The sequence below is a fragment of the Pseudoalteromonas sp. B160 genome, from assembly GCF_037162485.1.
In the GTDB taxonomy this organism is placed as follows: Bacteria; Pseudomonadota; Gammaproteobacteria; order Enterobacterales; family Alteromonadaceae; genus Pseudoalteromonas; species Pseudoalteromonas rhizosphaerae.
This window is the reverse complement of sequence record NZ_JARLUX010000001.1, coordinates 2,382,897-2,404,102: the sequence shown is the minus strand read 5'-3', so window position 1 is coordinate 2,404,102 and position 21,206 is coordinate 2,382,897. Positions and strand designations below refer to the sequence as shown.

The window sequence follows — 21,206 nt, the reverse complement described above, 5'->3', positions numbered from 1 at the left end:
AGCACAACTAAAAAGAAAGTGCGATAAAAAGCACCTATGCAAGGTCGCCTAAAAGCTCTAAAATGTCCGCGATGAATACACCAAATCCCACAGCAAGCACCGTAGTGCGCAGTCCCGCAGCTATACTCAAACAAGTGTTTGGCTATAGCGAATTTCGTGATGGCCAAGAAACGGTGATCAATGCAGCCCTTAACGGCCAAGATTCGCTAGTATTGCTGCCAACTGGCGGCGGCAAATCAGTATGCTACCAAGTGCCCGCGCTTGCCTTAAGCGGTCTGACAGTCGTTATTTCGCCATTAATTTCCCTTATGCAAGATCAAGTATCACAATTGCAAGCGCTCGGGGTGAAAGCGGCGTATATCAATAACAGTTTAAACCGCGACGAACAGCAGCAAATATATCAACAACTGCACAGTGGTTTGCTTAAGCTACTGTATGTTGCACCTGAAAAAGTGCTGCAACATGAATTTAAAGAGCGCTTAAGCCACCTTAATATTAGTTTATTTGCGATTGACGAAGCTCACTGTGTATCACATTGGGGTCATGATTTTCGCCCTCACTACTGCCGCTTAAGCGAACTAAAACAGCGCTTTGCAGATGTGCCTATGATGGCGCTCACAGCGACAGCTGATAAAGCCACGCGGTTTGATATTGTCCAGCAGCTTGGTTTAAATGACCCCTATATACACACTGGTAGTTTCGATCGACCAAATATTCGTTACACCATTGAAGAAAAATTCAAACCGCTGGCGCAATTACTTCGCTACTTAAAAGAACAACAAAATCAAAGTGGTATTATTTATTGCACCAGTCGAAAACGAGTTGATGAAATAGCTGAAAAGATCGCTGATGCGGGAATGAACGCAGCGGCTTACCATGCTGGTATGAGTAACGAGCAACGCCAATTTGTACAAACCGGTTTCGCCCGTGATGATATCCAAATTGTGGTGGCTACTGTAGCCTTTGGCATGGGCATCAATAAACCCAACGTCCGTTTTGTACTGCATTATGATATTCCCAAAAGTATCGAGTCTTACTATCAAGAAACTGGCCGTGCTGGCCGTGATGGCTTGGCCGCTGAAGCTATTATGTATTTTGATCCGGCCGATATTGGCCGTGTTAGGCGATTTTTTGAAGACATTGAAGATGAACAACGTCGTCGTGTCGAAGAGCAACGTTTTAACGCCATGGCCAGCTTCGCAGAAGCACAAACATGTCGTCGACAAATACTTCTTAACTATTTTAGTGAATATCAACGCGAACCGTGCGGTAACTGCGATATTTGCCTAAATCCACCAAAAAGTTTTGATGGTACTTTAGTGGCACAACAAGCCCTTTCGTGTGTGTATCGTGCCGAACAACGGTTTGGTTTAGGCTACATAGTTGAGCTACTGCGCGGAGCAAATACCAGCCGCATTAGGGATAACAATCACCACCAACTCAGCACTTATGGTATTGGTAAAGACCACAGTAGTGAATTTTGGCTCAGTATTTTACGCCAACTTATTCACCAAGGCTTACTGAGTCAAGATATCACCCAAGGCTCAGCACTGCGCTTAACAGAAGGTGCTCGCGCTATTTTGAAAGGTCAATACGCGCTGCAAATGGCTGAACCACGTCTGCAAGCGAAGCACGTATACCAAGACAAGCTCGCTCAGTTTAATTACGATAAAAAGCTATTTGCCAAACTACGTGCCTTACGTAAAGAGCTTGCCGATGCGGATGATGTGCCACCATATGTGGTGTTTAACGATAAAACCCTCGCAGAAATGGCGCAACTAATGCCAACCAATGACAGTGAATTTCTCAAAGTGTCAGGAGTTGGCTTTACTAAACTCAATAAGTACGGCAGCCCTTTTTTACACGCCATACGCGACTACTTAGCCCAGTCTTAAATAAAGAGAAAATTGATGACTCAGCTGCAACTAGATAATCAACATAATGCTATTATTATTATCCCCAGCGAAATGCCCAACGATGATGATTTCGAGCTTTGGGCGCAGTTATTTTTACATGGCCCAGAAATAGTAATTGGTGAATTTGCAGCGGGAGCGGATCGCCACCAATGCCGCTTTACGTATGCGCAGCAGAGCTTTAATTTAAACTTTGAACATTACAGTAACAGCATTTGGATTAATGGCGAAGGCATTGAAGCTGAGCATTTATTAGCAGCTTTAGCACACTATTTTCTTACACTATTGCAACAATGAGGTAGACTTATACACTAACTTAGTGTGTAGTGGGTAAACGCTAAAAACCCATAATCAAGGATTTCAATGGTGATAAATAACGCTTATGCACTTTTATTGTCTAGCTGTTGCAGCACTTTGCTCTATTCATCCTATGGCTTAGCGCAATCGTTTGATGACGGGCAGCAAAGTTGCAGTAATCAGCGCACAACTACACCCACTGAAAAAAATCTCCGTCGCCAACTTGATGTTGATATACAGCTGCCAGAAAAAACTAATAATGCAAAAATAGCCCAGGTCGAACTTGAGCAACTTAACGTTTTCAATACCAATTTAGAAGCAGAAAATAACGCATTATTTCGCTTTGCTAATCGCGTTCATATGACCACAGAGCCTAATGTTATAAAAAGTATTTTATTGTTCGAACCTGGTGATCACTATGAGCCGAAAAAACTCGCCGAATCAGAGCGCTTATTACGTCGCCAAAGTTATCTATACGATGCCAGAATAAAAGCAGAAACTAACTGCGATGGTGACATAGATGTGAAAGTGATCACCCGCGACTTATGGACGTTACTACCAGAAATTAGCTTTAGCCGCAGCGGTGGCGAAAATAAATCGAGTATTGGTTTTCGTGAATCCAATTTATTTGGCTGGGGTAAACGTTTATCACTCGCTCGCACTACTGATGCTGAACGAAATGGTTACCTGTTTGTTTATGATGATCCTAATATACTTTCTAGCCGCTACCGTGGTCGCATAGAATACTCTGATAACGACGATGGTAAACGCCATTTATTCGAGCTTAGCTACCCTTTTTACTCTATTGATACGCCTTACAGCTATGGCTTATTAAGCTACTCTGATCAACGAACTGAATCTCTTTACAAACGTGGTGAAGTATTCAGTCAATTTATCCAGAAAACAGACTATAATCGCATTCACTTTGGCCACTCTAAACAGCTTGCTAATAATTGGACTCAACGCATTAGCGTCGGTTATACCCATGAACAGCAAGCTTTTGAGAGCACAGTAAATACCGTCACACCATTGGCTGAAAAACGGGAGCTAAGCTATCCATATATCAGTGGTCATTGGTTTGAGGATCACTACATAAAAGTGCGTAATTTCGACAGTATTTATCGTACTGAAGATTTAAATCTCGGTTGGAATGTGCAAGGTTTATTAGGCTATGCAAGTGAAGAATTAAGCAATGACGATAGCCGTGCTATTTACTCTTTTGATGCGAAAAAAGCTCATTTTAGTGGCGATAATACCCTTTGGCGCTTTCATGCTAGCCTAGATGGTAGTTGGAACGAACAACAAAGCAAAGTAGAGAACTTACTCGCGAGCACTCAAGTGCAGTATTATTTAAACACCAGTTTTGAACAATCGTGGTATGCCAAAATACGCTTAGACTATGCTAAAAACCTAACCCCCGACAAACAGCTAATCTTAGGCGGCGAAAATGGCCTACGTGGCTATCCGCTAGACTACCAACAAGGCGATCGTAGTTTTTTAGTTAACCTTGAAAAACGCTATTATTGGGAATACGACCTGCTTCAACTGTTTAAAGTTGGTGGAGCTGCATTTTTTGATATTGGTCGCGCTTGGTTTAATGACCAAAATAACGGTAAAAATGGCCAAGTATTGAAAAATATAGGTATCGGGTTACGGCTCGCTCCAAGCAGAGCAAATGCAGGAACTGTGATCCATTTAGATATCGCCGCTCCACTTGATAAAAGTGATGATGTTGATTCTATTCAATGGCTAGTCACTGTAAAAAATTCCTTTTAAAGTGTGCTAAAAACGCTAAACTAGTTGCTCCTAAACCGCATTTGGATTGATTGTGGAACTGTTAGATATTCTTAGCACGCAGTATAAACTCGTCGTCACTTTAGTTGCTCTGTTACTTTTTCCTGTACTATTAAAACTGACTAAAAAATTACTCGAAAAAACTATTAAGGGCAAAGTCGATATTCACCGTAAATATCGTGCCGAACTATTACTGAAAATTATTCTCGCATTTGTAATGCTGTGCTTAGTGTTAGTTTTTTGGGGTATTGAATTACGGGGTTTACTGGTACTTGGCTCATCTTTGTTTGCCATGCTAGGTGTTGCACTATTTGCAGCTTGGTCGCTATTAAGCAATCTAACCTCGTTTTTGCTAATGTTTATTCAAAATGACTGTCGTGTTGGTTATTGGGTTAGAGTTATTGACGGCGCGAACTTTGTTGAGGGGCGTATTGTCGAGATGGGCTTGATGAATGTGGTATTAGAACATGTTGATGGGCACCGAGTTATTTATCCTAATAACCTATTTGTTACTCGTCCGGTGATGGTTTTAAATAAAGAGCCGAAACCTACTAAAGCAATCGCGGTTAAGCGCGCTATTGGACCTAAAAAGCTGCAATAAACGAAAAGCACATAACAAAAAGCCGTTTAAGAATATCCTTAAACGGCTTTTTTGATCAGTTGCAATCAGCAATTAATTATTTAATTCCGCTGTTTTTAACTCATCTTCAATATCACTTATTTCATCAATAAAGGTTTCAAGCTGTTGTTCTACCAAGCTGTTTGCGTGAGCAAAATATGCTAAATGAAACACTGCATCACCTTCATTAACCAGTGGCATAGTTTGTTGACCAATCACTATACCACTTCTTGGCGCTAATAATTCCAGCTCAGAATCACCGAGCGGGCTACTGATATAAGCTAATATTTGCCCTTTCATTACTCGCTCACCCAATGATACTTGCGCACGCACAATGCCATCGACTTCAGCACGCACCCAACTGGTAGAGCTGGCAATAATTGGCTCAGGTAACTTTTTAGCACGCTTGCCACGGATCATTTTTAAATGACGCATGACATAATCAACGCCTTGCATACCAGCCGCTATTGCAATTGGATCAAACCGCAGCGCTTCTCCAGCTTCGTATGTGATCACCGGAATACCTAAGTTTGCGGCCTCACTTCGCAGTGAACCATTACGAAGTGACGCGTCAATAACGGCTGGTGTACCAAATGCATTCGCCATTTGTGCCGTTGCTTCATCACTCAAATCTGCGCGAATTTGCGGTAAATTGGTGCGATGTATTGCGCCAGTATGTAAATCAATAATATGCGTACAATGAATGGCCACTTGCGAAAAGAACATATGTGCCATACGTCCAGCAAGCGATCCACGAATAGAGCCCGGAAAACTACGATTCATATCACGGCGATCAGGTAAATAACGTGACTTATGAATAAAACCAAACACGTTAACAATCGGCACAGCAATCAGCGTACCACGCAGCTGGTTAGCATCTATTTTTGCTAATAATTGGCGTACGACCTCTACGCCATTGAGTTCATCACCATGAATAGCCGCACAGACCATTAAAACAGGCCCTGCTTGAACTCCATTCACTACCTCTATTGGGATATTCAACGGCGAATGGGTGTACAGCTTAGCTGCTTCTAGGGCCAGCGTCTTACGCTCACCGACACCCACCGTTTCACCTAATAAAGTAAACGCACTATTGATTCTAACCTTTGCCACGCGTTGCGGTCCTTTTGGTTGCAGCGGTTTTTTCGATAAATTCGATCACCATACCTGCAATATCTTTTCCTGTTGCTACTTCGATACCTTCAAGACCTGGTGAAGAGTTAACTTCCATTACCAAAGGTCCGCGAGATGAACGAAGTAAATCAACCCCAGCTACGTTCAAGCCCATTGCTTTAGCTGCAGCTACTGCTGTTCTACGTTCTTCTGGCGTAATACGCACTAATGTTGCACTGCCACCGCGGTGTAAATTAGAACGGAACTCACCATCTTGTGCTTGACGCTTCATTGCGGCAATCACTTTGTCACCAAGTACGAAACAGCGGATATCAGCACCACCAGCTTCTTTAATATACTCTTGTACCATGATATTAGCTTTTAAGCCCATAAAGGCTTCAATAACACTCTCAGCAGCTTTACGTGTTTCAGCTAACACCACACCAATGCCTTGAGTACCCTCTAACAGCTTAATAACTACAGGTGCACCGCCAACCATTTCAAGTAAGTCTTTAACGTCATCTGGCTTGCTAGCAAAACCGGTTACCGGCATACCAACGCCTTTACGTGATAACAACTGTAACGAACGTAATTTATCTCGCGAACGTGAAATAGCAACTGATTCATTAACAGGAAATACATTCATCATTTCAAACTGACGCAGTACTGCACAACCATAAAAAGTAACTGAAGCACCAATACGCGGGATTATGGTATCAAAATCTTTTAAATTTTCACCGCGATAATGGATCTCTGGTTGCTCAGAGTTAATGTTCATGTAACAACGTAATGCATCGATCACTTTTACTTCATGACCACGCATCTCAGCTGCTTCAATTAAACGACGCGTTGAATATAAATTCTTGTTACGAGATAAAATACCAATTTTCATAGTTAAAACCTTAACTATCTAATAAATGAGATAAAGCCGGATCAACGACTATACGATTTTCCATGGCTGTGCGCCCTAATAACATTCTAAACTTCATACTCGCTCGGCTGGTCAAAGTGACTTCTATTGGCCAACTTTTATCACCAGCGCAGAGCTTAGTCTCAATAAAATACCGCAACTCACGCTGCCCACTTGAGCTGGTTACATATTTCATCTTTTTTACTTTAGCATCACACTCAATTTGAGTATGCTCATCTTCTTGCAAAGGCTGAGCAATAAATTTAACCCACTTTTCGCCTTCTCGCTCATATTCTTCAATATTAAGAGCATGAATACATGACGTACGGGCGCCCGTATCAATCTTAGCCTTAATTTGATTAATGCCAAGCTCAGGTAAACTTAACCACTCACGCCAACCAACAATTATCTTTGCCGTCATAAATGTGCCCTTTAATAAAAAACTGTCTTATACGCTACACGGATAAAAACACAAATGAAATAATTTTATCCAAATGATAAGCTAATTTAATTGACCTAAGTCACTCAATAGTCAACTATATTAACATACAGGATTAATGAGAATTTACTATGTTCAATGGTTTACTACACGCACTTATACTTGATGAACAAGGCGGCGCACGCACAATTGATAATAGCGCAGACCTACATAACTGGCAGCCTGAGCAAGGTAAATTGTGGGTTCATCTTGATTATAGCCAAAGTGAAGCCATAGATTGGTTACAAAACAGTGAATTGTTGACTGATTATGAACTTGCATCATTAACAGCCGATGAAACACGCCCTCGTATCACCAAAGTAACTAACGGTTGTATGTTGTTTTTACGAGGCGTGAATTTAAATCCTGCGCAGAGCCCTGAAGACATGGTCTCAATTCGTTTATTTATCAATGAAAATGTAGTGGTCACTACCCGAAAACGCCGTTTACTTTCAGTCCAAGATATTTTAGCTGCACTGGAAGAAAAAACTGGGCCAGTTAGCATTTCTGAATTAGTTTGCCAACTTACACAAAATCTTACCTCACGTATGCAAGGGGTAATTGATGGTTTAGATGACACTCTCGATATTTTTGAAGATGAAATTGACGAGCCGACCAAGCGCTTTGATAACCAAGGACTGTCGCAGTTACGCCGTCAATCAATTGGTTTAAAACGCTACTTAAGGCCACAAAAAGAAGCGCTCAGTACTTTAATGGCAAACAAATACAGCTGGCTTAGTGAAAACGACAAAGCCAAGTTAAACGAAACCACCAATCTACTGATCCGCTTTATTGAAGAATTAGACAGCTCTATTGAACGTGCGCAAATTATTCAACAAACCATTACTAATCAGGTTTCTGAACAATTAAATCAGCGTATGTATGTGATGTCGGTGGTTGCGGCACTGTTTTTACCGCTAGGATTTTTAACCGGTTTACTTGGCGTAAATGTAGGCGGTATCCCTGGTACAGAGAGCCCTTACGCATTTAGTTTTTTTGTTATATTTTTAGTCGTGATCACCGGTGCCATCGGCGTTTACTTTAAAAATAAAAAGTGGCTTTAAAAATACTCACGGTTGTTCAATTACATTGATTGGTATAGTAATGATAAAAGTAGTGCCAGTACCTAATTGACTCTGGCACTCTATCGTACCGGCTAGTTTATGTATTACTAAATTATAAACAATGTGCAACCCCAAACCTAAGCTCAGTTGTGCGTTATTCGTAGAAAAGAACGGGTCAAATACTTGCTTGCGGACATCTTCTGGCATGCCTTTACCATTATCGCTGATTATCAGCTGAAGTTGTTCATCATGTTTACTCACTGTAATGTTCACCTCCCCAGGCGTTGAATCATCAAAAGCGTAAACTAAGGCATTTTCCACTAGCTGCCCTAAAATTTGCGAGAATGCACTTGGTGAGGCAAAAAAACGAATTTCTTGCTGGTATTGGCATTTAATTTTATGAGGGGTTTGGTCAACACGTGAGTGGATTGACAGCAGAATATTATCGATATACTCACCTAAGTTAAACCAGCGATTTTCCTGTGTATCGTTGTCTACCGCAACTTGTTTAAAGTTATTGATTAGATTTGTAGCTCTGTGGAGATTAACGCTCAATAACTCTGTGCTTTGTATTATATGATCATAGGCCTGATTAAACTCCTCTCTCGACATATTACCCGCAGCCGCTTTGCCATGAATAGTTTTCGAGGTGCTTTCCAGTACTGATGCAGCCGTGACGCAAATGCCCAATGGGGTATTTATTTGATGAGCAACTCCAGCAACTAATCGTCCTAACGACGCATGCTTTTCATTTTCAATTAACTGTTGCTGAGTACGTTTTAGCTGTTCCAGCGATAATGTTGCTTCTTTGGTCTTAGTCTCAAGCTCAGCAGTACGCAGAGCCACTTTACGCTCAAGTACCGCATTTAACTGTTTTACTTGTTGCTGTGAAGACATCAACTTGGTATTCGCATCTTCAATCTCACTGACGTAGCTTTTTACTTGTAAGTACACATCATTTAAAGCAGTAATAATTGGGGTAAACTCATTGCGTTTAGCATACTCAACTGGCAGTAGATTAACTTGCTTATTACTACCATAACGAATAGAGCTTTTTATGATATTTAATACCTGATCAAAAGGGCTAAACAAAGCTTTGAGGATAAAAATCATCAGTATAATAAAGCCGAGCCCTATGCCACTGCCTGTGATTAAAGCCCAAGAAGACACTTTATCAACTTGTTTACTTAAATCATTTTTAGGAACTAATGAGCCAAAGATAAAACCGCTCTCACTAAGCTGATAAAAAATATACTTATCTTCAATTGCTAGCTGCTCAAACCCAAAGCTATTGACCTTACTTAACCGACTTTGAGCTACTAATGTTGCCGCCCAAGGAAAGTCATCGGTCAACTGCTGTACCGTTTGAGGCTTGTCTGTAAAGCCAATAATTAACTCAGAATCCCGGTGAAATAAAAATGATTGTGCATTTTCGGTCACTTTAATGCTGACTAAAAACTCACTTAACTCAGCTAAAGACCAGTCGAGCGTCGCCATACCAATCGGACTGCGGTTATCGTCAAGCATCACCGCATCTATGGTCATCATCAACGAGAATGAGCCTGCATCATCGTAATAAGGGTTAGTCCAAAATATAGGACGATAGCTTGATTGGTTTAATCCCCACCCTTGCTGTACAGCAAGCTGGTACCAATCCTGAGAAAAATAATCGTAGTGTGGTGTATTGAGATCCCACGTAAATTGCAGCTGTTTATTTTCTTTATATACATATGGGCCAAAATAACGATACTGCTCATCCAGTACCTGCGGTTGATACCAAAGCCCTCCGCCCATAGCTTGCTCAAAACTAGTAAACTTGTTTTGTAACGTGCGCTGAGCCAGTTCCTTGATATCAGCCATGGGAGTAGATTTTTGATGACGCAGAAAGTATAACTGCTCACCACTTAGAGCCAGATCGATCGCATGACCTTGCATTTGTTCTGTAAGATGATTGATACGGGAAATAGTGCCATTAAACACAGCCTGAATTTCATTTTGCTTAAATTCATCCAAAGATTCTTTGTAAATTAGCGTGTTGAATAACTGTAGGGTTGAATAAGCCAATATCTCAAACAAAATGACAAACACCAGAATACGGGTTTTAATATTCATTCAATCTCCAGGGTACCCTTTGCTAAAGAGCTCATTTAACACAACACTCACAGGCATTGCCAAATAACAACTGTGCTCGACTTACTTAGTATGCAAAAGGACATGAAACTGTAATCCCCCCATTTTTAATGGAGGCGAGCTGTAGTACATAATACAATTCCCTAAGATAATGAATTATGAGTATAGTCCAGTTGTCAGTTTTACCACTTGTGCAATTTATTTAATTCAAAATATTAGTAGGGGTTTATTTACATCATGAGTACTAAAATAGTGTGATTGAGGGCAAACACAGTGGAGTAAGATAGAGAGTTATTATTGATGGCCTTTGATGAAAGGCTGGGCATTATTGCAAATGGCGCTCTCGGTAGGGATCGAACCTACAACTCAGCCTCCGGAGGGCCACGTGATATCCATTTCACCACGAGAGCACATTTGTGCCACCACACCAACTCGCGATATCAGTGCTTAGGCCGAGCAATAATAAAGGCATATGCAATTAAATGCTAGCTTCTATCGCTTAGATGCTTAATAATTAAGCAAATTATAATAAATTACTTCACAAGCAAGCAAAAAACAGCTATTAAATTATACTTAATAAAAATCACTAACCATTTTGCAACATATAAATGCCCGTTTAACGACTTTTTAAGGCGCTTGTAAAAGGTTTAACATGAGGAAGTATCTATGAGTTTAATGTCAACCGAGCAAGTAGCGGAGTTTTTAGGGGTTAAAGTTGAACGTGTAAAGCGTCTTGCCCAGGAAAGTTTATTAATATCGAAATCTGTTGATGAAAACGGCGAACCACTATTTGATGCAGATGAAGTTGCAAAATACAAAGAACTTGCGGCGCGTTTTGGTGGTCTTTAACGATGCTCCATTGAGCTAATCAAACAATCCAACTGCGTACGCAACTCAGTCACTTTATTATCGACTGAGCGTGCGCTATACCAACAAATACACAACACTAAAAACACCAACTGATAGCATTCAAGCTTTTGCAGTGAATAGTGAAATTTTTGAATAGCAGGCAATTGCTGTTGGTAGTTTGAAAGTAAGCTATTTTTTTGCTTATCATTCAACGCAAAGCTAACAGTTAGTGCTGCTAAATCGAAGTATACGTCATTACTTTTAGCGTACTCAAAATCAATTAAAAACATGCCTTGGCTATTCACAATAATATTTTCTTTTACTAAATCATTATGGCAAAACCCTTCATCACGGGGTAATAACGCGATTTGCTTTAATGCATCCTCAACGCTTGCTTGATATTGCTGATATAAGCGAGTTTGTTTATAAAAATCCAGCTCATACTTTATATCCATCGCCTCAGTAACAACATCATGGCAATGAAAAGCAATCAACTTTTGCAACAACTCTAAAGTGTAATCCCCTTGTGCAAAATCCCCCTCTAGGTATTCAAAAATCGCCAGCTTGTTAACTTCATCAGTCCACAGTGGTTTGGGGCATACCTGCTGCTGCGCAAATACAGTTTGTGCTGCCAAGCCTTGCGCTGGCCAATGCTCGCGATAGCACTTTAATAAAAAAGCCTGCTGTGCAGTACGCACTAAAAAGTTATCGTTACTTAAACCGCTAAATAGCCGCTCATTGCTCAATACCTTTAGTTGTGGATCAAAAGCGGCAAAAATGCCGCTAATTTCTTTACCTGTCATACTGCTTCTTATAATTGCGCCAAAGGCTTAGCTTGATTTTGCTCATACTCTTCATACCAGGTTTTAAACCCCCATGCTGCCATTATGGTGTAGAAAATAAACAGCGCTAATGTTGGGTAGTAGCCTTTCTCGTAATACAAATACATCGAAGCCGCATCAATAACAATCCAATACAGCCAATTTTCCAGTACTTTTTTCGCAACTAAATACGTTGTAACAACAGCAAAACAGGTTGTAAAACTATCTAAATAAGCAAAGTCTGCATGGGTGTGATTGTTCATCACATAACCAAATATTAATGCCACAATCGAAGTCGCAATAATAATGAATAAGTGTTGATGCAAGCACCATGAGGTAATCACTAATTGATGTTTATTAGCGTCGCCTTTTCGCCATATTACCCACCCATAAACCGCCATATACATATAGTAAAAATGCAATAGCGATTCCATTAATAAAGCACCATTCCAATACATTATGGTATAAATAAGGGTGCTAAAAAATGCCGCAGGCCAACACCACAGATTTTCTTTTATTGCTAATAGCAAATATGCCATAGAGAGCGCCACTGCGATATATTCCCAGTGCGACATTGCAGTAAACCCTGCGAGAGTTTCTGTAATAAATTCCATAATTGATCCACTAAGGCTTTAGCTGCTATTGGGGAGAGAGATCACCATTGAGGAATTTACAAACAAAAATAGCTTTGCCAAACTCTTCGTATGAACGTTTTATCTCTTTACTAAGCACTGACATTACTAAATCGTAATCCCCAAAAATTTGCGTCGACAAGGTATTTGTTATTACTTTTAAATCGTCATATTCATTTAAGCGATCAATAAACCCCTTAATAAATGGGATATAATCTTGATGAAGTGGGTACTTACTGATCTCTACAGATAATTTCATGACAATTCCTTGGTTTATTTAAAAATATGACCGTTATTGTAACTTGAGCTAAGCTACAAGTCATTCAAAGGTAGAGCGGATGTCGAAGAAGGTGTAAAATTAACGCAATTAAATTATTTTATGAGTGACTCATGGCACGACGCATTACGTACAAATTTAAAAATCAGCCTCGCGAAATTAATTTTGCAAAAGATAAATACCGCGATATGTATCAGGCTATTGCTGCGGCTGAAGGGATTGATTTAACAAATTATTTAAAGATGGAACAGCAAATTGCTATGACTTCAAAAGGCTCAGCGGCAGTGCGTAATTTTCGTGATGAAGAGTTTGCTCGCATGGGTTTTAGCGATGTGTATTTTATCAAAGAGTAACGCTTAGCATTACTCTAAATATTCATAGCTTACCCGTGGGGTAATATTACAGACTAACTCGTAAGGGATTGTCGTGGCACATTGGGCGATTTCTTCAACGGGTAATTCTGGGCCCCACATTACCACCTCATCGCCGACTTTGATGCCATCAGCATTTGCACCAATATCAACACTGATCATATCCATAGAGATGTTGCCAGCAATACCATAACGTTTGCCAGCAATCACTACAGGTGTGCCATGTCTAGCATGACGCGGATAACCATCACCATAGCCCATGGCCACCACTGCAAGCTTAGTCGGCTGAGCACTTTGCCAACAGCCACCATAACCAACACCTTGCGCGGCATCAACATCGCGAATTGCAATGACCTTAGTGGTTAAGCGCATCACTGGCTTCAGCTGATGGTCTTTGCCAGAAGTGTTAAGCATTGGTGATACACCATACATCATCAAGCCTGGACGCACCCAGTCGCCATGACCTGCAGGCCAAGCTATAATACCAGCCGAATTTGCTAAACAATGTGCTTGTTGTTTGCCTTGCACTAATGAATCAAACAAAGCAATTTGCTCAGCTGTTTTGGGATCATTAACATCATCGGCACTGGAAAAGTGCGTCATTAAATTGATTGTATCTTTAGCGTTATTCGTCGCTTGCAAGCGCTGATAAAAATCATTCAACTGCGTTGGTGCAATCCCTAAACGATGCATACCGGTATTGATTTTTAACCAGCAACTGATTGGTTCATCGAGCTTTGCATTTTCAAGTGCCCTGAGCTGATTTTCATCATGGATAATGGTTTGAAAGTTATTGGCTAATAAAATCGGCAAATCATCTTGATGGAAAAAACCTTCCAGCAACACAATAGGCTTGGTCAGCCCACCCGCCCGCAGTGCTAGAGCTTCATCTATTCGTGCCACTGCAAATGCGTCAGCATCATTAAGGTGCTGCGCTATTTTCACTAAACCATGGCCATAAGCATTGGCTTTTAATACCGCCATAACTTTACTATTAGGCGCAAACTGTCGCACTTGCGCTAAATTATGAGCAAGTGCTTGTAAGTTAATTTCGGCAATAGCTAAACGCATCAGTAATCGTCGTCTACAGCAGGTCCGGCGTAATTATCAAAACGCGAGAACTGACCTTGGAAAGTTAAACGTACTTTACCAATTGGACCATTACGTTGTTTACCTATGATAATTTCAGCAATCCCTTTCTCAGTACTGTCTTCGTTATATACTTCGTCGCGGTAGATAAACATGATTAAATCGGCATCCTGCTCGATAGAGCCTGATTCACGTAAGTCGGAGTTAATTGGGCGTTTATCGGCACGCTGCTCTAGAGTACGGTTTAGCTGCGACAGTGCTACGACTGGGCATTGGAGTTCTTTTGCTAATGATTTAAGTGACCGTGAGATTTCAGCAATTTCTAAAGTACGGTTATCAGAGAGGCTGGGAACGCGCATTAGCTGCAAGTAATCGACCATGATCATACTTATCCCACCGTGATCACGAGCAATACGACGCGCACGTGAGCGAACATCTGTTGGAGTTAGACCTGATGCATCATCAACATACATCTTTCCTTTTTCCATCAGTAGCCCCATGGTTGATGAAAGACGCGCCCAATCGTCATCATCCAATTGACCGGTGCGCACTTTGGTCTGATTAATTCGACCAAGGGATGCCAACATCCTCATCATAATCTGCTCCGAGGGCATTTCTAATGAGTAAATAAGCACAGGCTTATCTTGTGTCATTGCGGCATGTTCAGCTAAGTTCATCGCAAATGTGGTTTTACCCATCGACGGACGGGCGGCCACAATGATTAAATCTGATGGCTGCAAACCAGTGGTCATTTTATCTAGATCGGCATAACCGGTACTTACCCCCGTCACACCATCTTGTGGCGACTGATACAACTCTTCGATTTTATCGACTGTTTTTTCTAAGATGCTGTGAATACTTTGCGGACCATCGTTACTTTTTGTCCGCTGCTCAGCAATTTTAAACACTTTACTCTCTGCAAAGTCGAGTAAATCGTGGCTGGTGCGCCCTTCCGGATTGAAACCTGCTTCGGCTATTTCATTGGCAACGCCAATCATTTCACGTACCACAGCACGTTCGCGTACGATATTCGCATAGGCGTCGATGTTCGCCGCACTTGGCGTATTTTTAGCAATTTCAGCTAAATAAGCAAAACCACCGATACCACTGAGTAAATTCTTTTTCTCTAAGCTCTCTGATATGGTGATCAAATCGATTGGATCGCCTATTTCAGCAAGCTCGACCATGGCTTCAAAAATAAGCTTATGGGTACGTGTATAGAAATCTTGCGAAACTACCAACTCGGCAACACGGTCAAAGGCTTGATTATCAAGCATTAAGCCACCTAAAACAGATTGCTCTGCTTCAATGGAATGAGGAGGAACTTTAAGAGTGTCGACTTGTTTATCTGGTTTAGCCATAACTTCGCAATACTAACAATGAATGGCCTCTATTCTATCTACTTGGCTACGTTGTGCAAAGAGCAAAGCAGGATTTCTTTTCCTACTTTGCTATGGGAGATTACTTTTGCTTACGTAATTCTATGCGCCCACTGATAGTGTCTATTTCAATATCAGCATCACCACCATTAACCGCAAACTCCAATTCACTTGATGGCCCATATTTCGCTTTTTTAACTTTATCGTCACTCAACTCATTAATAATTTTACCATTGGCATGCGCTTCAATTTCAAACCGCGCAGAAACATCCGTCGGGAAGTAAAAATCGGCATCGCCACTAACAGATTCATAAGTAATTTGCGCACCTTTTAGTAACTCATTAATATGTATTTCACTCTCACCATTTACCGTGCTAATACGTAAGCTTTTTAATGCCTGAAAAGCAAAGTCGATATCGCCATTAACATTCTCTAAGCGAACTTCTTGAGCTGCTGTTTTGGATTTAATATCACCATTGACAGCAGTAAAGCGCAGCGTGCCTTGTGAGTCTTTGTCATTAATTTCGCCGTTTACGGTTTCATAGCGTATATCACCTTTTAAGCCTATCGCACTGACATCACCATTAACGGTATCCACACTAATATTGCCACTGATGTTTTGTAAGTTAATATCACCATTAACGACATCAATATCAGCCCCGGCGATCAAATTTTTAGCACTGATAGTGGCGTTAACACCGGTAAATTCAAGTTCGCTGCTATTTGGCATATAAATAACTAATTGAGAACCATCGCCACTATTCCAACCGTTATTATTGTTACGCGGCATTTTAACGATAAATTCGATACGATCTCCTGCCACTTCTAAACGATACCCTTGTGCTTTATCATCAAGCTCACCGGTGATCTGTAATTGTGATTTATCCCAGCCCTCAATACGTACATCACCGCGTTGGTTATCTATAAAAATACGCTTATTAGCGGGCACCTCAATTTGTTCATTGATTTTCTCACCAGCAGAGGCGAAAAACGGCAATAAAGTTAGTGCTAATAGTAATGTTTTCATGGTTGATACTCCTAAATTTGTTGCCACTTCGGTGCATGCACCTTATTGATTAGATCTAATTGCTGCTGATAAACCTGTGCGAGCATTTTTAATAACGCTGGATTCTCAGGCTCATTGTCGAGGGCTTGCTTTATTGCCCGCTCAGCGTCCTCTAATACTGTTAATTGCTGTTGCCAGTTATCTGTCAATGCAGGCTGATTTTGATATTGCACCAACAAGGTTTGTTTTTGCTGGGTAAAATAGTCACTCATCACCACACTTGTCGCAGGCTCAGAGCCGGAAAACAGCAACTGCACGGTTAATAAAGCCGCCACTGAGCATGCTGCCACACCCGCTAATTTAGGCCACAGCGCAGCTTTACCTTGCGCCTGAGGAGCATGCGTTAATGCTTTTTCGATACCTGGCCATAAATCTTTTTGTGGTGAGATCTCTGACTCAGTGTTATTGATTGACTCAGCTAAAAATGTTTCAAAATTAGGCTTACTCATTTTCATACCACTCTTTTAATAACTGACGGGCGCGATGAAATTGCGACTTACTAGAACCCACTGCCATTCCTAACATAGTGGCAATCTCTTCATGGCGATAACCTTCAATGGCGTGCAGCACAAATACCATACGAGCTCGCTCAGGTAGTCGTAATACTAACTTGTCGAGTCCATTTAGACCTTGGCAATCTGTTGCGCTTTGTTCATCCATACCGCTTTGCTCGAAGCTCACTACTTTTTGCAACCAATTCTTATGTTTACGTAAATAGCTAATCGCAATATTACTGGTGACACTGTGCAGCCAAGTTGAAAACTGTGACTGTCCTTCAAAGCTAGCGATTTTATGCCACAGCTGCACAAATACTTCTTGAGTTGCATCTTCGGCATGTTCGCGATCTGCGAGTAACCGTAAGCACAATCCATAAACCCGCTTTACATGTAATTCATAAAGTGCAGCATAAGCATTTTGATCACCGCTTTTTACACGGTTAATAAGTGCATCTTCGCTTAGCTGTGTAAAAGCATGTTTTGCATCTATCAACATCGTTGATGTTGTCCCTTTATGATTATTATTATGAAATGAGTATACCTAAGCACTCAGGAAATACGATCTTTCAGAATTTTAAGTTTCTTGAATAGTTAGACGTGAGATGTAAGTGAAAAGGTTTAAATGACATGAAATTATTTTTAACAAAAAACGGCTAACTTATCAGCTAGCCGTTTTATCAAGTGGTTTTATAACGTTGCTTCTGGGGGATCTTCTTCGGGCCCTTCAGTGGTTTTTTCCGGTACTTTATATGACCAGCCAAGGAAAACTAATTTGCCGTCAGACGCGCTGCCCCCACCACTACTTATATTTGCTAGATTTGAATCATGGTGAATACCACCTTTGCCAGACGCTGAAACCGTTTTGCCCCGAATTGAGCCACTGAAACCACCATTAGCGACGACTTTAACATCAGTCTTTGGCGCATAGATGGCTGCATACAAATTAGCATCAGCATCAATATCAATACCATTGGCTTGTTCATTGCTGGAATAAATACTGAATACCGGTTTACCAGTTTTGGTTAACCCATGCTTCATTGTGATCGACCCTGGAGACGCTTTCAATTTTACTTTACCGTTGACATAAAGGCTTAAGCTGCTGCCTTGTGCTATATGGATCTCTGAAGCGCCTTCCATCATGAAGTGACCATTTACTATCAAGGTTACATCACCACCCGCGACTTTTAAAATGCCATTATTTAATGAGAAGTTACCTGCTTTTAATACTTTTACATCAACAACGTTCTCAATTGTGTTTAACGTATAATTAAGTGTCGCAGGACGTGCGCCTAACCACTTTTCCCATACATAATCACCTTGATTTTCAATCTTAGACTGAGCTATCTCAGGCGTTAACTCGTAGATAACACGTGTTTCTGGCTTATCAGAGACTAGTGTTGAACTACCGTGTTTCACAATAATATTTTCGGCGCTAGGATCAACCAGACCATCAACAACCGTTGTTATATTTATTGAATCGCACTGTGTTTGCCCTGCTGTAAAATTATCAGGATCTTGAAAAGGTACCAACTCAACATTTGGTGATACATTATAACGTGGATCTGAGTAAGGAATACCACCTTGTTCAAGGTGTGGTGCTAAATCTTTTGCGTTTAATTTGCCGCCATATAAAACGTCTAAGCCGTCATTATTTCTATTTTCTAGCACAGTACTCGCACTGTTATTAGGGAAGTTAAGATCTTTATTTGCTCTAACTACGCCTAATATTTTTCCTTGCTTCCAGGTAACTCCTCCCGCCGATAAAACATCTCCGCCTACAGCTGTATCAAGTGGAAAACCATCGGGTAAAACAGGATCAGTCGATACTGTAAAATTCGAATCAATTGTAATATGGTTATTTGCACGCAATGTGCCTGTGATTGGAGATGAGCCGGAAAAAGTAATACTGCCAGTCGCATGAACACTCCCCCAAATAGTTGAAGCACCTGATAATGTAACATCCTTATCTTTATAAACCGTGCCTATGACAGCGCCAGCCTCAGCCTTGTCAGGATCGTAATCCCCTTTACTTGAGTCATAGCTATCAATTCGACCACTGGCACTGAGTGACACCCCTTCACAGCCCACAATTGCGTTCTCAAAAACAGAGCCTCCTTTACCTGGCGTAAATCCAAACCGTGCGACTAAATTACTTTGTGCATCACCACCATAACGCTCACCCAAGCTGATGATTTCTAGCTCTCCAGCAGCATTTTTACTAATACTGGCATTATAAGTTGCATCTTCACCAATCAAACCGCGGCCTGATGCTGTGCCTGTCGCTGCGATCAAGCCATCGATATCTAAGGTTTTATCATCTGAAAAAGCTTGCTGTAATAACTTAGCTTCTTCGAAAACACCTTTTTCAGCGAGTAAACGGCTATTTATTTTCTTTTGAAAATTGCCACTCATACGCTCTTGAATAATATTTTCACGCAATGAATTAAGTACCACAATACTCGCCATACTGGTGAGGATAAGTACTGTTACAAGCGTAAAACCACTTTGTTTTTTAGCCATTACACACCACCAAAAGCATTGTTTAAAATAACATTAGAAACCGCAATATCAATGGCAATAGTGTCTTCAAATTGCGCAGGTAAGTTCTCTGGGCCAACATTAATAGTGACAATGTTATTATCAATTGCAAAACTCAACCGGGCGACTCCCGTCAATAACCGCTCTGCTGGAGCTGCTCCTAATGTACACATTAAATTATTGCCTACTAAGCTATAAACTTCATTTATATCAGCTGTTGATACACTGCCATTACAGGTGATAACCCCAGCTGGCTGAGTAACAGTAATTGCCGAGCCATCTGCTGCAACCAATGGTGCGCTTGGTGTTTGTTTAATGCTACGCGTAAAAACCTTACTTGTGTAACGTATTACTTCTTGCGCATTTTCAAGCTCTTTACTAACTGAAATAGTGCCTTTAATAGCTGAGTATGAAAGGCTAACTCCAGCTAGTAGGAATGAACCAGCGGCTAGAGCCACCATCAGTTCTACAAGGGTATAACCTCGCGGACGATAAATTGCCATCATCAAATACACCCAACTGGTAGCTCAGGGTAACTAGCATTTAAGGTAATTTGATTTTCTAATTGAGCAGGGTCTTGTTGCTTGATCCGCTCATCAGCCCATGAAACTGTGATTTGCATATCATGCGCATACGCCGCAGGTAAGCTCAGCTGATAATCATCGATTTGCGGGTCTAAAGAGGCACGAAAGTTAGCATCCGTGAATAAAGCTGGATTTGTCGTTTGTAACTCACACAAGCGAGGCCAAATACGCTCTAAAGTATTTTGCCCTTGCACCAGCGATACAGTGTAATTAAAACTGTTAGTGGCATATTGTAGCGATTTGAGCTGAGCTGCTGCCAACCCTAATAAAGCAATACCGGCGATAACAACTGACAGCATCACTTCTAATAATGAAAAGCCACTTTGTTTAATCATTATGCACATGCCACTGATTTTTCAGCTAACCAATTTTGGCCGCTTTTTAAAATGCACAAGTAATAATCTACCGTTTTATCATTGTCATCTTTAATTAAAATCTCGCTCGCCGCAGAGATTTCGCCACTTGACCACACGGTACGATCAACTAAACCAACTGTTACACCATGATGTTGGATGACGAATTCTTTTAATACTGTATCAACACCATCAACAGCTGCTGTTACCTGCCATTTATCACCACTTACCACTAGCTTAATCTCACGATTACGTTTTACCGCTTCACTGCGCGCATATTTATACACACTATTGAGCTGATTTGCGGTGGTAACAACCCGATCTTGCATGATTTGCTGGCTAAAAGAAGGAAACGCTAATACCGCCATAATCGCAACGATCCCAACCACAATCATCAACTCCACTAATGTAAAACCGGCTGTTCTAGTCATT

23 protein-coding genes and 1 tRNA gene are annotated in these 21,206 nt (G+C 41.0%); 7 read left to right on the top strand and 17 right to left on the bottom strand.

Annotated elements, in window-relative coordinates; genetic code table 11:
• Positions 1-71 precede the first annotated feature (71 nt).
• The 4 genes from recQ to P4S61_RS11195 all read left to right on the top strand — a co-directional run bounded on the left by recQ (position 72) and on the right by P4S61_RS11195 (position 4,605).
• A complete protein-coding gene (gene recQ / locus P4S61_RS11210; RefSeq protein WP_337118281.1) occupies positions 72-1,895 on the top strand; it encodes a DNA helicase RecQ in 1,824 nt (607 codons plus the stop codon).
• Between the two features lie 15 nt (positions 1,896-1,910).
• On the top strand, positions 1,911-2,210 hold the full coding sequence (locus tag P4S61_RS11205; protein ID WP_145237057.1) for a DUF3630 family protein: 300 nt from the start codon (positions 1,911-1,913) through the stop codon (positions 2,208-2,210).
• A 69-nt stretch (positions 2,211-2,279) separates the two neighbouring features.
• Positions 2,280-3,986: a hypothetical protein gene (locus tag P4S61_RS11200; protein ID WP_442961594.1), complete on the top strand. Its 1,707-nt coding sequence runs from the start codon at positions 2,280-2,282 to the stop codon at positions 3,984-3,986.
• 52 nt (positions 3,987-4,038) lie between these two features.
• Entirely contained in the window at positions 4,039-4,605 is a 567-nt protein-coding gene (locus P4S61_RS11195; protein ID WP_145237051.1) for a mechanosensitive ion channel domain-containing protein, read from the top strand.
• A 72-nt stretch (positions 4,606-4,677) separates the two neighbouring features.
• Here P4S61_RS11195 and P4S61_RS11190 read toward each other — a convergent pair whose 3' ends face one another.
• From P4S61_RS11190 to P4S61_RS11180, 3 genes are read right to left on the bottom strand one after another with little or no spacing between them, the layout of a single operon-like run.
• Positions 4,678-5,736 carry a succinylglutamate desuccinylase/aspartoacylase family protein gene (locus P4S61_RS11190; RefSeq protein ID WP_145237048.1) on the bottom strand — a complete coding sequence of 353 codons (1,059 nt, stop codon included), beginning with the start codon at positions 5,734-5,736 and terminating at the stop codon, positions 4,678-4,680.
• Positions 5,723-6,628: a 30S ribosomal protein S6--L-glutamate ligase gene (rimK, locus tag P4S61_RS11185; protein WP_145237045.1), complete on the bottom strand. Its 906-nt coding sequence runs from the start codon at positions 6,626-6,628 to the stop codon at positions 5,723-5,725. Before rimK ends, P4S61_RS11190 begins: the two co-directional genes overlap by 14 nt.
• Positions 6,629-6,638: 10 nt before the next feature.
• The gene (locus P4S61_RS11180; RefSeq protein WP_145237042.1) at positions 6,639-7,067 is read right to left on the bottom strand and encodes an ATP-dependent zinc protease family protein; all 429 of its coding nucleotides are present in this window, start codon (positions 7,065-7,067) and stop codon (positions 6,639-6,641) included.
• A gap of 149 nt (positions 7,068-7,216) precedes the next feature.
• On the opposite strand from P4S61_RS11180, the gene P4S61_RS11175 reads away from it, so the two are divergent.
• Complete coding sequence (locus P4S61_RS11175) at positions 7,217-8,188, top strand: zinc transporter ZntB (RefSeq protein ID WP_145237039.1); 972 nt, start codon at positions 7,217-7,219, stop codon at positions 8,186-8,188.
• 6 nt (positions 8,189-8,194) lie between these two features.
• On the opposite strand, the gene P4S61_RS11170 is transcribed toward P4S61_RS11175, so the two are convergent.
• Together P4S61_RS11170 and P4S61_RS11165 are read right to left on the bottom strand one after the other, a co-directional pair.
• Positions 8,195-10,300: an ATP-binding protein gene (locus P4S61_RS11170; RefSeq protein ID WP_337118279.1), complete on the bottom strand. Its 2,106-nt coding sequence runs from the start codon at positions 10,298-10,300 to the stop codon at positions 8,195-8,197.
• Positions 10,301-10,653: 353 nt separating this feature from the next.
• Positions 10,654-10,728: transfer RNA gene (locus tag P4S61_RS11165), tRNA-Arg, on the bottom strand.
• A gap of 256 nt (positions 10,729-10,984) precedes the next feature.
• Here P4S61_RS11165 and P4S61_RS11160 point away from each other — a divergent pair.
• Positions 10,985-11,167, top strand: a complete 183-nt coding sequence (locus P4S61_RS11160) for a helix-turn-helix domain-containing protein (RefSeq protein ID WP_337118278.1) — start codon at positions 10,985-10,987, stop codon at positions 11,165-11,167.
• Here the strand turns inward: P4S61_RS11160 and P4S61_RS11155 are convergent.
• The 3 genes from P4S61_RS11155 to P4S61_RS11145 are packed head-to-tail and all read right to left on the bottom strand — an operon-like array spanning position 11,164 to position 12,879.
• Positions 11,164-11,970: a phosphotransferase gene (locus tag P4S61_RS11155; protein WP_337118277.1), complete on the bottom strand. Its 807-nt coding sequence runs from the start codon at positions 11,968-11,970 to the stop codon at positions 11,164-11,166. The two genes, P4S61_RS11160 and P4S61_RS11155, sit on opposite strands and share 4 nt — an antisense overlap.
• 8 nt (positions 11,971-11,978) lie before the next feature.
• Positions 11,979-12,602, bottom strand: a complete 624-nt coding sequence (gene pnuC / locus P4S61_RS11150) for a nicotinamide riboside transporter PnuC (RefSeq protein WP_145237027.1) — start codon at positions 12,600-12,602, stop codon at positions 11,979-11,981.
• A gap of 25 nt (positions 12,603-12,627) precedes the next feature.
• Positions 12,628-12,879 carry a hypothetical protein gene (locus P4S61_RS11145; protein WP_337118276.1) on the bottom strand — a complete coding sequence of 84 codons (252 nt, stop codon included), beginning with the start codon at positions 12,877-12,879 and terminating at the stop codon, positions 12,628-12,630.
• Between the two features lie 131 nt (positions 12,880-13,010).
• Here P4S61_RS11145 and P4S61_RS11140 point away from each other — a divergent pair, with 131 nt between their 5' ends.
• Complete coding sequence (locus P4S61_RS11140; protein WP_145237021.1) at positions 13,011-13,250, top strand: DUF2960 domain-containing protein; 240 nt, start codon at positions 13,011-13,013, stop codon at positions 13,248-13,250.
• A 9-nt stretch (positions 13,251-13,259) separates the two neighbouring features.
• Here the strand turns inward: P4S61_RS11140 and alr are convergent, their stop codons facing one another.
• The 9 genes from alr to P4S61_RS11095 form a co-directional block, all read right to left on the bottom strand.
• Positions 13,260-14,339, bottom strand: coding sequence for an alanine racemase (alr, locus tag P4S61_RS11135; protein ID WP_145237018.1), 1,080 nt, complete (start codon positions 14,337-14,339; stop codon positions 13,260-13,262).
• Positions 14,339-15,718, bottom strand: a complete 1,380-nt coding sequence (dnaB, locus tag P4S61_RS11130; RefSeq protein WP_145237015.1) for a replicative DNA helicase — start codon at positions 15,716-15,718, stop codon at positions 14,339-14,341. The genes alr and dnaB overlap by 1 nt, the downstream gene beginning before the upstream one ends.
• A 100-nt stretch (positions 15,719-15,818) precedes the next feature.
• Positions 15,819-16,763 (bottom strand): DUF4097 family beta strand repeat-containing protein, encoded by a 945-nt coding sequence (locus P4S61_RS11125; RefSeq protein WP_145237012.1) that lies wholly within the window; start codon positions 16,761-16,763, stop codon positions 15,819-15,821.
• An 11-nt stretch (positions 16,764-16,774) separates the two neighbouring features.
• Complete coding sequence (locus tag P4S61_RS11120) at positions 16,775-17,257, bottom strand: hypothetical protein (RefSeq protein WP_337118275.1); 483 nt, start codon at positions 17,255-17,257, stop codon at positions 16,775-16,777.
• Positions 17,244-17,795, bottom strand: a complete 552-nt coding sequence (locus P4S61_RS11115) for an RNA polymerase sigma factor (protein WP_182758759.1) — start codon at positions 17,793-17,795, stop codon at positions 17,244-17,246. The genes P4S61_RS11120 and P4S61_RS11115 overlap by 14 nt, the downstream gene beginning before the upstream one ends.
• Positions 17,796-17,986: 191 nt before the next feature.
• The gene (locus P4S61_RS11110) at positions 17,987-19,819 is read right to left on the bottom strand and encodes a pilus assembly PilX family protein (RefSeq protein WP_182731621.1); all 1,833 of its coding nucleotides are present in this window, start codon (positions 19,817-19,819) and stop codon (positions 17,987-17,989) included.
• Positions 19,819-20,343: a PilW family protein gene (locus P4S61_RS11105; protein ID WP_182819570.1), complete on the bottom strand. Its 525-nt coding sequence runs from the start codon at positions 20,341-20,343 to the stop codon at positions 19,819-19,821. Before P4S61_RS11105 ends, P4S61_RS11110 begins: the two co-directional genes overlap by 1 nt.
• A complete protein-coding gene (locus P4S61_RS11100; RefSeq protein ID WP_145236995.1) occupies positions 20,343-20,756 on the bottom strand; it encodes a type IV pilus modification PilV family protein in 414 nt (137 codons plus the stop codon). Before P4S61_RS11100 ends, P4S61_RS11105 begins: the two co-directional genes overlap by 1 nt.
• The gene (locus tag P4S61_RS11095) at positions 20,756-21,205 is read right to left on the bottom strand and encodes a GspH/FimT family pseudopilin (RefSeq protein WP_182731624.1); all 450 of its coding nucleotides are present in this window, start codon (positions 21,203-21,205) and stop codon (positions 20,756-20,758) included. The genes P4S61_RS11100 and P4S61_RS11095 overlap by 1 nt, the downstream gene beginning before the upstream one ends.
• Position 21,206: the final 1 nt, after the last annotated feature.

Bases quoted from the DNA above. Each gene is read 5' to 3' on its own strand.
- P4S61_RS11125 (WP_145237012.1), bottom strand. From the start codon at position 16,763: ATGAAAACATTACTATTAGCACTAACTTTATTGCCGTTTTTCGCCTCT.
- pnuC (WP_145237027.1), bottom strand. From the start codon at position 12,602: ATGGAATTTATTACAGAAACTCTCGCAGGGTTTACTGCAATGTCGCAC.
- P4S61_RS11100 (WP_145236995.1), bottom strand. From the start codon at position 20,756: ATGATTAAACAAAGTGGCTTTTCATTATTAGAAGTGATGCTGTCAGTT.
- recQ (WP_337118281.1), top strand. From the start codon at position 72: ATGAATACACCAAATCCCACAGCAAGCACCGTAGTGCGCAGTCCCGCA.
- P4S61_RS11120 (WP_337118275.1), bottom strand. From the start codon at position 17,257: ATGAAAATGAGTAAGCCTAATTTTGAAACATTTTTAGCTGAGTCAATC.
- P4S61_RS11155 (WP_337118277.1), bottom strand. From the start codon at position 11,970: ATGACAGGTAAAGAAATTAGCGGCATTTTTGCCGCTTTTGATCCACAA.
- P4S61_RS11180 (WP_145237042.1), bottom strand. From the start codon at position 7,067: ATGACGGCAAAGATAATTGTTGGTTGGCGTGAGTGGTTAAGTTTACCT.
- P4S61_RS11110 (WP_182731621.1), bottom strand. From the start codon at position 19,819: ATGGCTAAAAAACAAAGTGGTTTTACGCTTGTAACAGTACTTATCCTC.
- P4S61_RS11095 (WP_182731624.1), bottom strand. From the start codon at position 21,205: ATGACTAGAACAGCCGGTTTTACATTAGTGGAGTTGATGATTGTGGTT.
- P4S61_RS11140 (WP_145237021.1), top strand. From the start codon at position 13,011: ATGGCACGACGCATTACGTACAAATTTAAAAATCAGCCTCGCGAAATT.
- P4S61_RS11205 (WP_145237057.1), top strand. From the start codon at position 1,911: ATGACTCAGCTGCAACTAGATAATCAACATAATGCTATTATTATTATC.
- dnaB (WP_145237015.1), bottom strand. From the start codon at position 15,718: ATGGCTAAACCAGATAAACAAGTCGACACTCTTAAAGTTCCTCCTCAT.
- P4S61_RS11175 (WP_145237039.1), top strand. From the start codon at position 7,217: ATGTTCAATGGTTTACTACACGCACTTATACTTGATGAACAAGGCGGC.
- P4S61_RS11145 (WP_337118276.1), bottom strand. From the start codon at position 12,879: ATGAAATTATCTGTAGAGATCAGTAAGTACCCACTTCATCAAGATTAT.
- alr (WP_145237018.1), bottom strand. From the start codon at position 14,339: ATGCGTTTAGCTATTGCCGAAATTAACTTACAAGCACTTGCTCATAAT.
- P4S61_RS11115 (WP_182758759.1), bottom strand. From the start codon at position 17,795: ATGTTGATAGATGCAAAACATGCTTTTACACAGCTAAGCGAAGATGCA.
- P4S61_RS11170 (WP_337118279.1), bottom strand. From the start codon at position 10,300: ATGAATATTAAAACCCGTATTCTGGTGTTTGTCATTTTGTTTGAGATA.
- P4S61_RS11105 (WP_182819570.1), bottom strand. From the start codon at position 20,343: ATGATGGCAATTTATCGTCCGCGAGGTTATACCCTTGTAGAACTGATG.
- rimK (WP_145237045.1), bottom strand. From the start codon at position 6,628: ATGAAAATTGGTATTTTATCTCGTAACAAGAATTTATATTCAACGCGT.
- P4S61_RS11160 (WP_337118278.1), top strand. From the start codon at position 10,985: ATGAGTTTAATGTCAACCGAGCAAGTAGCGGAGTTTTTAGGGGTTAAA.